This window comes from Citrobacter sp. TBCS-14 (genome assembly GCF_005280805.1).
GTDB classification, from domain to species: Bacteria; Pseudomonadota; Gammaproteobacteria; order Enterobacterales; family Enterobacteriaceae; genus Citrobacter; species Citrobacter gillenii.
The window spans coordinates 246-520 of the sequence record NZ_SZWM01000912.1 but is presented as its reverse complement, the minus strand read 5'-3'; the positions used below and the strand labels follow the sequence as shown (position 1 = coordinate 520).

Here is a 275-nt window from a genome sequence, read left to right as displayed (position 1 = left end):
GGGGGAAATTACGCTAGCGAGAATTCTGGTGAACACGCAGGCTGGACGCACAGATTACCCCAAAGCCATTACATTGCTGCAAAACGCCTCTGAAGATCTGGAAAATGACTCCACTGTCGATGCACAAATGCTGCTCGGACTGATCTACGCCAATGGCGTGGGTATTCCTGCTGACGATGAAAAGGCCACATGGTATTTCAAGCGCAGCTCGGCCATCTCCCGCACCGGTTATTCCGAGTACTGGGCCGGAATGATGTTCTTAAACGGCGAGCAGG

The 275-nt window shown here is 52.7% G+C and carries 1 pseudogene; it reads left to right on the top strand.

The features are described from left to right. A pseudogene (locus FDX22_RS22025) lies at positions 1 to 275 on the top strand (SEL1-like repeat protein); the annotation flags it as partial.